We start from the raw sequence: 9,254 nt of genomic DNA on the forward strand, positions 1-9,254 counted from the left end.
AAACCGGAAAAGCATATCCGGCTCATGGGGAAGTGTACGCTGGCCCCGGCCCGGGCCAGCATGGGGCCGCCCAGGCCCCCGATCTCCAGCGCAGGGCGCTGGCGCAGCAGCTCGGCGGCCAGCTAGGCCGGAGCGTAGAAGCAGCGCTTGGGCGAGCTGACCTTTCCGGCCTTTTTCAGCCCGTCGATGGCCTTGGACACGTCCTTGGAGTCCGCGCCCAGGGCCTTGGCGATGTCGCCGGGGCGCAGGGGCTTGCCCGCCTCTTCCAGAACCTTGAAAACCTGATCCTGCATCGTTGTACTCCTTGCGGCTTGTGTATATTCTCTTATCAGGAATTATTCCTGATTGAGGTGGCGTTGTCAAGCCCGGGCCGCCCGGCGCATTCCCGGAACCGGGATTGCCCCCTCCGCCCGGCGGGTGTAGAATTGGCCGCAGGGGTATTTTCAAACCGTTTGGAGGAAGTGGAATGGACGATCTGATGCCGGTGGCGGAGCTGAGCCGCTACCAGGAAATGGCTGTGACCTGGCTTGCGGCCTATGGCGCGCAGCTTGTGCTGGCGCTGCTCATCGTCGTGGTCGGGCTGTGGATCGGGCGGCGTGTGCGCAGCCTGGTGCGGGCCGCCCTGGGCCACCGCAAGGTGGACCCGCTGCTGGTTCAGTTCCTGGGCAACCTGGTCTACTGGGCCCTGGCCGTGGCCGTGTTCCTGGCGGCCGTCAGCCGCATCGGGGTGGACACGACCTCCTTCCTGGCCGTGGTCGGCTCCCTGGGCCTGGCCATCGGCCTGGCCATGAAGGACAACCTCTCCAACGTGTCCTCGGGCGTGATGCTCATCCTGCTGCGGCCCTTCACCCTGGGCGACTACATCGAGGTCGCCGGGGTCCAGGGCACGGTGCAGGCCATCTCGCTGACCACCACCGTGCTCGTCACTCCCGACAACCAGCGCATCCTGGTGCCCAACACCAAGATCACCGGCGAGATCATCCGCAACGTCACGGCCAACGACACCCGGCGCATCGACCTTGTCGTGGGCATCGGCTACGGCGACGACGCGGCCCGGGCCAAGGCCGTGGTCGCCGAGGTGCTGGCCGCCGAACCGCGCGTGCTCGCCGAGCCCGCGCCGCAGATCGCCGTGGCCGAGCTGGCCGACTCCAGCGTGAACCTGGTGGTCCGCCCCTGGGTGCGCACCGACGAGTACTGGCCCACGCGCTTCGACCTGACGGAGAAGCTCAAGACCGCCCTGGACGCCGCGGGCATTTCCATCCCCTTCCCCCAGCGCGAGGTGCACGTCGTTTCGCGCGACAACTAGGCCCGCCCGGCGGGCGCAAAGCGGGACGCCCCCGCCCCTCCGGCCGGAGGGGCGGGGGCGTCCCGCTTTTGGGGGGCCATGCCCGGCCTATGCCCCGTCGGCGGGCTCCCCGGCGGGCAGCAGGACGTGGAAGACGTTGCCCTCCGGCACGGCCTCGTGCCAGGTGCGCCCGCCGTGCAGCTCCACGATCTGGCGCACGAAGAACAGCCCGTGCCCCGTTCCGTCGGCCAGGTTGTCGCCGACGCGATATCCGGCCTCGAAGACCCGGGCCCCGTCCTGCTCGCCCAGGGGCTCGCCGGTGCTGAACACGCGAAACTCAACGGCGTCGCGCCCGCCGGTGCGCCGCCCCCGGCGCCCCAGGCCCCCCGGCACGGCGCGCGCCGAGCAGGCCACGGCCCGGGGGCCGTCGCCCGGGGGCGGTGTCGTGTATTTCAGGGCGTTGGAGAACAGGTTGGAAAAGACCTGGGCGATGAGCCCCACGTCCACCGACAGGGTCATGGCCGGATCGTCGGCCAGCTCCGGGCAGGGTGCCACGGCGATGCCGCGCTCGCGAAAGCGCGGCAGGAACTGGTGCAGCTGCGGGGCGATGATCTGGCTTGGCACATGGCACGGGCGGCGCTCCAGCACATAGCGGCCCTTTTCGAAATGGCTCTGGCGCAGCAGGGTTTCCAGGTACAGGCTGGTCTGCTCGTAGTGGCGCGAGATCTCGTCGTACTGGTCGTGCAGGGCCTGGTGCAGGGCCAGGATTTCGCGGCGCGATTCCGACGAGGGCGCGGCGTGGCGCCCGGGCACCTCGCCGAGCTGGTCGATGGTCCGCTTCAGGCGGTTGAAGAACAGCTTGAAGTACATGTTGGGCACGATGACGTTGTGCCCGATGTCCTTGGCCAGGTTGCGGATGAAGCGCAGCTGGCGGCGGTTGGCGTCCTGCACGATGCGGTTGTGCATCTGGAAGCCGATGCGGTTGGCGTATTTCTCCCAGAACAGGCTGTCGCCTTCGGCCAGCCGCTCGGCGGGGAACAGCTCCAGGCAGCCGATGACCCCGCCGGGCGGGTCGAAGGGCAGCTGCTGGACGTGGTCGGCGTTGGCGCGGATGGGGAAGTAGAGATGCCCCGCCCCCCGGGCCGGGCGGTCGGGCACCCGGACCCCGTCGGCCAGCGCCCGGCGGGGCGCCAGCGTGCCCGGGCCGCTGGCGCGCGCGCAGCGCAGGTCCAGGTCGCGCGTCACCAGATACAGGGCGCAGTCCAGGCCGAACAGCTCCCGGGGCACCAGGGTGCAGACGTGGAGGAAGTCCTCCTCGGCGTCGAACTCCTGCACCAGGTCGAAGAAGATGTTCAGGGCGCCGCTGCGGGCCTCGTCGAAGGCGTAGCGCTCATAGTCCCCGGCCTTGTCGCGGATGCGCCGGGCAACGGCCCTGGCCCCGGCGGACGGCGGGTCCTGGGCGCAGTCGTGTCTGGGGCCGGGCTTCATCGGCGTCCACGCTCCATGCTCGGGGTTGGGCCGGGCCTATTCCTGGGCGGCCTTGCGCCGCGCGGCCGCCGTGGCCACCAGGGCCTCCGTCTGGCGGATGACGATCCGCCGCTCGCGCTGCGCGTCGACCTCGAAGGCCACGATGCCGTCTTCGGCCAGGGTGGACAGCACGGCCTCGACGCTTTCCTTGGCCACGTTGAAGGCCGCCGTCAGCGAGGCCAGGGTGTCCAGGTAGTTCAGGTCCGTCGCGCCGTGGCGGGCCATGAGGGCCAGGGTCTGGCACACGCCGAGGAACAGGTTGGGCACATGCAGCGACCGGACCGTGGCGGTCTTCAGCCGGTGGACCAGCACCGTGACCAGCGAGTTGATCATGGGCGGCGATTGGCGGATGTAGTCCTCGAAGGCGTGGCGCTGGATTTCCACCACCTTGGACTCCTCCAGGGCCACGGCCGTCGCCGTGCGCCGCTCGTCGCCCAGCAGGATGGCCATCTCGCCGAACATGGACACCGGCGAGAGTATGGCCAGGACCTTTTTGCGGCCCTCGACCATTTTGGATATCTCCACGCGGCCCTCCTGGAGCAGGTAGGCCGTGTCCCCCCGGGAGCCTTCGCCGAATATCACGGAATATTTAAGGAAATTCTTTACGAGAAAGGCATTCCTGTGCAGACCCATGACGCCCCCCCTTGGCCTGGCCCCGGCCGGGCCAGGTACCTGTCCGATATGTAGCCCTTTTCCGCCGGGGCCACAACCGCCGGGGCCGCAACCGCGCGGCGGGCGGCCCTTGTGCGTGCCGGGCCCGCGGGTTGTTTCGGCCGGGGCCGTGGTTTCGGCGGGAGGGGGGCCGGGCGTTCGGGGGCGGCGCCGATCTGGCGGCGGGCGCCGGGGCGGGCCCGCCCCACGCCTTGGCCCACGGGGCGGCCCGGGGACGGCAGGGACGCGAATCCGCAGGGTTCCCCGCGTTCTCGTGCAACGGCGGGGCGTGGCCGGGCGCAAGGGGGTGCCACAGGCGCAAAGGCCGGGGGGCGTGCTACAGGCGCGTCATGGCGCCTTCGCTGGCGAAGAAGACATCCGCCGGGGCGAAGGTGCGGCGCGGCTCGTCCTCGTCCTCGCCGGGGCCCTCGGGCACAAGCTTCATGCGGTAGCCGAAGGTGATGTACAGCTCGCCCGCATTGGGCAGGGCGTCGGGGCGCAGGGTGAACTCGAAGGGCACGCCGAGGCCCGGGGCCAGGGGGCCGGGCTCGGCCACGCGCAGGTCCTGGGCGATGACCGTGCCCCGGGCGTCGCACAGGTAGGCCGCCAGCCAGAGATCGTCGATCCAGTGCACCGAGGAGGGCAGGGCGCCCGTGTCGGGCACGGCCTTGCCGCGCACGGCGAACTGGTCGCCCAGGGGCGCGATGCGGTAGTCGAAGCGCCAGAACTTCATGGCCAGGGACCGGTCGGCCTCCAGCTCCCAGGCGTTGCGCTCCAGGTGGCGCACGCTGGTCTGCGAGCAGGCCGTCAGCAGCAGCGCGGCCAGGGCGGCCACCAGGGCCGGAAGGAGGATGCGGCGGGGCATGGCGGTTGTCCTGCGGGCAGAAGTCACGGGGTCAGCCTGGGGGAACCTTGCACCATCATCTCGGCCAGCGTCAAGTTGACCCGGGGCAGGGCGCGCAGCCGGGCCCCCAGCAGGTCCATCTCAATGCGCGCCAGGTCGCGGTACAGGGGGGTGCGGTCCAGGGGCGCGGGGGCCGCGCCGGCTTCCGCAGGCGCGGGAAAGCGGTGGCAACCCGGGTATGCCTGGGGCACCCCGTCGCGCCCGGCCAGGACGTGCGGCACGCCATGCAGGCGGCAGATCATCAGCCGGTGCGCGTACATGCCGCACAGCCCGTCGTCGTTCACCGGGCACATCACGGCGGGGCGCTCCCCGCGCAGCAGGGCTTCCTGCGTCTGGCGCACGCAGGCCCGGGCGCGGTCCATGTACTCCTCGCGCCGGGGCGCGGGCAGGGCCTCCAGGCCCTTGAAGAAATATAGCCATTCCGCATAGGTATGATGCTGGAAATAGCTTGTGCAGCAGTTGTCGGCGCAGCCGGAGCAGGTGAAGCCCGTGCCCCGGGCCGCGGCCTCGTAGCCCTGGCCCATGCGCGCGTACAGCGCCTCCAGGCGGCGGAAGATGGCGGTCCGGGTGCTTTTCACGTCAGGATCCCCGTGCTCCGGAGCCACTGGGCGATGGCCCCGGCGCAGTCTTCGGGCGTCAGGGCTCCGGAGTCCACCGTCAGGTCGGCGGTGGCCTCGTAGAGCGCCTGGCGCTCGTGATACAGGTCGGCCACGGTCTGCCCCGGGCCGATGGCCAGCCCCCGGCCCTTGCCCTCGCCCACGCGCCGGGTCACGATGTCCAGGTCGGCGTGCAGGTGGACCACCGGCCCCAGCTCGTGCAGCCGGGCCACGGCAGCCGGGCCGTAGACCACGCTGCCCCCAGTGGAAACAACGCAGCGCTTGAGCCGCAGGGCGGCGACGATGCGCTCCTCCGCCTTGATGAACGCCTCGCGCCCCAGGCCGTCGAACACGTCCTGCAACGGGCGGCCCAGGTCGGCCTCGATGACGTGGTCCGTGTCCAGGTGCGCCCAGCCCAGAAGCCGCGCCAGGGCCCGGCCCACGGTGGACTTGCCTGCCCCGGCCATGCCGATGAGCGTCACGCAGGGAAGGTCGGTGCTTTGTTTTGTCAGCTCGGCCATGCGTTCCTTCCGTGGCTCGGCCACGCGTCCCTTCCGTCGCCGTCGCGCGGGCGTGGCGGATCGTCCACCCGGGCGGCCTCCGGGCCGCTGCGGGGCCCGCGCCCGCTTCGGCGTTGTACGCTTTTGCCCGCCGCGGGTAAAGCCGCTTGGCGCCCCCGCGGCCCCTCGCCCGGCCGGGGGGCGGCCCTGCCGCCCGACCGGGAGCGGGCTTCCAAACCCCCGGTCCCTGGGCTATGCTTTGCCCATGCAACCGCGAATCTCCCCCCGCGAGGCGGCGGCCATGCTGACCCTGGCCCTGCAAGGCGGCCTGGCCGGACCCGAAGACACCGCCCTGATCCTCCACGACCTCGACCGGCTGGACGCCCGCGCCCGCGAAGCCCTGGCCGCCTTCCCCCCCGGAACCCTGCACGCCGTGGCCGTCAAGGCCAACCCCCTGCCGCCCCTGCTGCGCCGCCTGGCGGACCTGGACCCGGCCCTGGGCGCCGAGGTGGCCTCCCTGCCCGAGCTGGAGCTGGCCCTGGACGCCGGGCTGCCGCCCGGGCGCATCGTCTTCGACTCGCCCGCCAAGACCCACGGCGAGCTTCGCCGCGCCCTGGCCCTGGGCGTCCACCTCAACGCCGACAACTTCCAGGAACTGGAGCGCATCGCCGCCATCGTCGCCGAAACTGGCCCGCCGCAGGGCCCCGTGGGGCTGCGCGTCAACCCCCAGGTCGGCGCGGGCGCCATCGCCGCGACCTCCGTGGCCAACGCCTTCTCCAAGTTCGGCCTGCCCCTGGACCAGTGCCGCGACGCCATCGTCGCCGCCTTCGCCGCCCACCCCTGGCTCACCGCCCTGCACTGCCACGTCGGCTCCCAGGGCTGCCCCCCGGGCCAGTTCGTGGCCGCCGCCCGGGCCGTCTGCCACCTGGCCCGCGCCATCCGCGCCGCCGGGGGCGCCGTGGCCGCCATCGACATCGGCGGCGGCCTGCCCGCGACCTACCGCGCCGACGACCCCAAGCCCTCCCTGGCCGACTACGCCGCCACCCTGCGCCGCGGCTGCCCGGAGCTCTTCGCCGGACCCCACCGCCTGATCACCGAATTCGGCCGCGCCATCCACGCCGGAGCCGCCTTCGCCGCCGCCCGTGTGGAATACGTCAAGGAATACGGCGGCGTCCGCTGCGCCGTGACCCACCTGGGCGCCGACATGTTCCTGCGCCCCTGCTACAACCCCGCCGACTGGCACCACGACACCGCCGCCGCCGGGCCCGACGGCGCCCTCAAGTCCGGCCCCGCCGTGGCCCAGGCCATCGCCGGGCCCCTGTGCTTCCAGGGCGATTTCCCCGTCCGCCAGGCGCCCCTGCCCGCCCTGGACCCCGGCGACTGGGTGCTGTTCCTCGACGCGGGCGCCTATACCCTGTCCATGTGGTCGCGCTACAACTCCCGGCCCATGCCCGCCGTCCTTGGCGTTTGCGCGGGGCGGGCGCAATGCCTCAAGCCCCGCGAAACCAGCGCCGATGTGCTGCGCTTCTGGCACGGGGCCTGAGGTCGGGACGCAGGGGCCGGGGCGGGGGCAGGCTGGGCGGGGGTTGGGCGAAGGTTGGCGAAGGTTGGCGAAGGTTGGCGAAGGTTGGCGAAGGTTGGGCGAAGGTTGGCGAAGGTTGGGCGAAGGCGGGGGGCTCCGCCCCCCGGGCCCCCGGCAGGGGGCTCCGCCCCCTGCACCCCCGCCAGGGGCCAACGGCCCCTGGACCCCGCATGCCGCCCCAGGGCCGCGCGGCGAAGCGCCGCGCGGCCCTGGGGCGGGGGGATGTTCCGTGGGGGATGCGATGGGCCGGATTTCCTGGTGGAAATCCGGCCCGGTGGTTTCTGGGGTGTTCTTCGGGGGGCCTTGGGGCGGCAGGGGGGCCTTGCCCGGCCCGCTTGGGCGCCTATTGCTCCAGTTGCTGGATGCCGTCGAGCAGCCACATGCCGTTTGCAATGTCGTCCTGGCGGCGGAAATGCCACACCTCGCGGACCTGGTCGGTGCCGCCACCCCGGCTCTCGCGCAGCAGGGCGTCGAAGTAGACGGTGGCCAGGGTCGCGGGGCCCTCGGCACGCGCTTCGAGCAGGCGGGCGTCGACCATGAGCACCTCGGTACGCGAGGGGCCGGGGTCGGCCTGGGCCTGGGCGCTGATCTCCGAGAACACGGCGTCGGTGGTGAACTGGCGGATGTCGGCCAGGTCGCGCGCGTCCCACGAGGCCTGAAGCCTGCCATAGGCGGCCTTCGCCCCCTGAAGGAAATCGGCCTCGTCGAAGCCCGGAGGCGTGCTGACCTCGGGGCGCGCGTCGGGGCCGCCCCCCAGCCCGCCCCAGGCGGCGCCGGAGCCCGCGTCGCGGGTCATGAAGGGCCCGGGGCCCGCTCCGCCGTGGCCCATGCCCGCCCCGGCGGGCTGCGCCACGGGCCTGCGCCCGCGCAGCAGGCGGAACAACAGGAACAGCACGCCGCCGATGAGCAGGATGTCGAGCATGCCGCCCCCGGCGAAAGGCTGGCCGAAGAACAGCGAGCCGAGCAGGGTGCCCGCCAGCAGGCCGCCAAGCATCCCGCCCATGGCGCCCATGCCCGGGCGGGCGGGGCTGGCCATCTGCTGCTGCCCGGTCTGGCGCTGGGGCGCGGCGGGCTTGGAGTAGTTCTGGTTGAAGGAGCGGCTGCCGCCGAACGACTTGCCGCCGCCGAAGCGCGCGGCGTCGGCGGGGCTCGGGTCCACGGCGCATACGGCCAGGGCCAGCAGGGCAACTGCAAAAATTTGCACAATGATTTTCATCGGTTCTCCACGGTTTCAGGGAAACGGAAGAATAGCCGTACAGTGCCCGCGCGGTGGAGTCAAGAAAAGTCGGCACGGGCGGCTTGCCAAGGGCCGGGGCTTGTGCGACCCTGCCCCTCCCGCCGCGGCCCCGTCCGCGCCGGGCACCCATCAATGCAGAAAAACGCAAGGAGATCCCATGCTGACGTGTACCGCCAAGCACATCCTGGTGCCCACGGAAGAGGCCTGCCTGGAACTGAAGCGCCGGATCGAGGCCGGCGAGGAGTTCGAGGCCCTGGCCCGCGAGCATTCCAAGTGCCCCTCGGGCCGCCAGGGCGGCGACCTGGGCACCTTCCGCCCCGGGATGATGGTCGAACCCTTCGACAAGGTCTGCTTCACCGAGGAGGTCGGCAAGGTCCACGGCCCGGTGCGCACCCAGTTCGGGTTCCACCTGATCCTCATCGCCAGCCGCGAGGGCAAGGCCGAATAGCCGCGGCCCCCGCGCCCGCGCCGACAAGAGGCCCCCGCCGGATATCCTCCGGCGGGGGCCTTGGTTTTCAGGGCGCGCCCCGGCTACTTGTAGCCGCGCATCGTGTCGATGTAGTCGGGCAGGGCCAGGGATATTTCCGGAATGTAGGTGATCAGCACCAGGAAGACCAGCAGCACCAGCAGCCAGGGCAGCGCCGCGCGCAGCACCCAGGTCAGGGGTTTGCCGGTGATGCCGGATGTCACGAACAGGTTCAGCCCCACGGGCGGGGTGATCATGCCGATTTCCATGTTCACGACCATGATGATGCCCAGGTGGGTGCCGTCTATGCCGAGCTGCTGCGAGATGGGGAACAGGATGGGCGCCATGATCAGCAGGATGGCCGACGGCTCCATGAAGTTGCCCGCGATGAGCAGCAGGACGTTGACCACGATGAGGAACCCCCAGGAGGGCAGGTTCCAGTTCACGATGAGCTCCGCGATGTGGTGCGGGATGCGCTCGGTGGTCAGCACATGGGCGAAGAGCAT

11 protein-coding genes are annotated in these 9,254 nt (G+C 71.5%); 3 read left to right on the forward strand and 8 right to left on the reverse strand.

The window, feature by feature from the left end; genetic code table 11:
* Window positions 1-122 precede the first annotated feature (122 nt).
* On the reverse strand, window positions 123-293 hold the full coding sequence (locus M0P34_RS10305; RefSeq protein ID WP_291498830.1) for a transcriptional regulator: 171 nt from the start codon (window positions 291-293) through the stop codon (window positions 123-125).
* Window positions 294-466: 173 nt separating this feature from the next.
* Between M0P34_RS10305 and M0P34_RS10310 the strand changes: the two genes are divergently transcribed.
* On the forward strand, window positions 467-1,306 hold the full coding sequence (locus M0P34_RS10310) for a mechanosensitive ion channel family protein (protein WP_291498831.1): 840 nt from the start codon (window positions 467-469) through the stop codon (window positions 1,304-1,306).
* 87 nt (window positions 1,307-1,393) lie between these two features.
* Here M0P34_RS10310 and M0P34_RS10315 read toward each other — a convergent pair whose 3' ends face one another.
* The 5 genes from M0P34_RS10315 to thrB all read right to left on the reverse strand — a co-directional run bounded on the left by M0P34_RS10315 (window position 1,394) and on the right by thrB (window position 5,508).
* Entirely contained in the window at window positions 1,394-2,773 is a 1,380-nt protein-coding gene (locus M0P34_RS10315; RefSeq protein ID WP_291498832.1) for a HAMP domain-containing sensor histidine kinase, read from the reverse strand.
* A 36-nt stretch (window positions 2,774-2,809) separates the two neighbouring features.
* Entirely contained in the window at window positions 2,810-3,445 is a 636-nt protein-coding gene (locus M0P34_RS10320) for a cyclic nucleotide-binding domain-containing protein (RefSeq protein ID WP_291498833.1), read from the reverse strand.
* 355 nt (window positions 3,446-3,800) lie between these two features.
* Window positions 3,801-4,328: a hypothetical protein gene (locus M0P34_RS10325; RefSeq protein WP_291498834.1), complete on the reverse strand. Its 528-nt coding sequence runs from the start codon at window positions 4,326-4,328 to the stop codon at window positions 3,801-3,803.
* Window positions 4,329-4,351: 23 nt separating this feature from the next.
* Window positions 4,352-4,945 carry a hypothetical protein gene (locus tag M0P34_RS10330; RefSeq protein WP_291498835.1) on the reverse strand — a complete coding sequence of 198 codons (594 nt, stop codon included), beginning with the start codon at window positions 4,943-4,945 and terminating at the stop codon, window positions 4,352-4,354.
* Window positions 4,942-5,508 (reverse strand): homoserine kinase, encoded by a 567-nt coding sequence (thrB, locus tag M0P34_RS10335; protein WP_366062465.1) that lies wholly within the window; start codon window positions 5,506-5,508, stop codon window positions 4,942-4,944. Before thrB ends, M0P34_RS10330 begins: the two co-directional genes overlap by 4 nt.
* 220 nt (window positions 5,509-5,728) lie before the next feature.
* Between thrB and M0P34_RS10340 the strand changes: the two genes are divergently transcribed.
* A complete protein-coding gene (locus M0P34_RS10340) occupies window positions 5,729-7,006 on the forward strand; it encodes a diaminopimelate decarboxylase (protein ID WP_291498836.1) in 1,278 nt (425 codons plus the stop codon).
* Window positions 7,007-7,388: 382 nt separating this feature from the next.
* Here M0P34_RS10340 and M0P34_RS10345 read toward each other — a convergent pair whose 3' ends face one another.
* Window positions 7,389-8,249 carry a Tim44-like domain-containing protein gene (locus M0P34_RS10345; RefSeq protein ID WP_291498837.1) on the reverse strand — a complete coding sequence of 287 codons (861 nt, stop codon included), beginning with the start codon at window positions 8,247-8,249 and terminating at the stop codon, window positions 7,389-7,391.
* A 190-nt stretch (window positions 8,250-8,439) separates the two neighbouring features.
* On the opposite strand from M0P34_RS10345, the gene M0P34_RS10350 reads away from it, so the two are divergent.
* Window positions 8,440-8,730, forward strand: a complete 291-nt coding sequence (locus M0P34_RS10350; RefSeq protein ID WP_291498838.1) for a peptidylprolyl isomerase — start codon at window positions 8,440-8,442, stop codon at window positions 8,728-8,730.
* Window positions 8,731-8,813: 83 nt separating this feature from the next.
* Here M0P34_RS10350 and M0P34_RS10355 read toward each other — a convergent pair.
* On the reverse strand, window positions 8,814-9,254 hold a 441-nt coding region (locus tag M0P34_RS10355; RefSeq protein WP_291498839.1), incomplete at its 5' end, for a TRAP transporter large permease subunit.

The organism is Desulfocurvus sp., assembly GCF_023230885.1.
In the GTDB taxonomy this organism is placed as follows: Bacteria; Desulfobacterota; Desulfovibrionia; order Desulfovibrionales; family Desulfovibrionaceae; genus Desulfocurvus.

Bases quoted from the DNA above. Each gene is read 5' to 3' on its own strand.
- M0P34_RS10305 (WP_291498830.1), bottom strand. From the start codon at position 293: ATGCAGGATCAGGTTTTCAAGGTTCTGGAAGAGGCGGGCAAGCCCCTG.
- M0P34_RS10310 (WP_291498831.1), top strand. From the start codon at position 467: ATGGACGATCTGATGCCGGTGGCGGAGCTGAGCCGCTACCAGGAAATG.
- M0P34_RS10315 (WP_291498832.1), bottom strand. From the start codon at position 2,773: ATGAAGCCCGGCCCCAGACACGACTGCGCCCAGGACCCGCCGTCCGCC.
- M0P34_RS10320 (WP_291498833.1), bottom strand. From the start codon at position 3,445: ATGGGTCTGCACAGGAATGCCTTTCTCGTAAAGAATTTCCTTAAATAT.
- M0P34_RS10325 (WP_291498834.1), bottom strand. From the start codon at position 4,328: ATGCCCCGCCGCATCCTCCTTCCGGCCCTGGTGGCCGCCCTGGCCGCG.
- M0P34_RS10340 (WP_291498836.1), top strand. From the start codon at position 5,729: ATGCAACCGCGAATCTCCCCCCGCGAGGCGGCGGCCATGCTGACCCTG.
- M0P34_RS10350 (WP_291498838.1), top strand. From the start codon at position 8,440: ATGCTGACGTGTACCGCCAAGCACATCCTGGTGCCCACGGAAGAGGCC.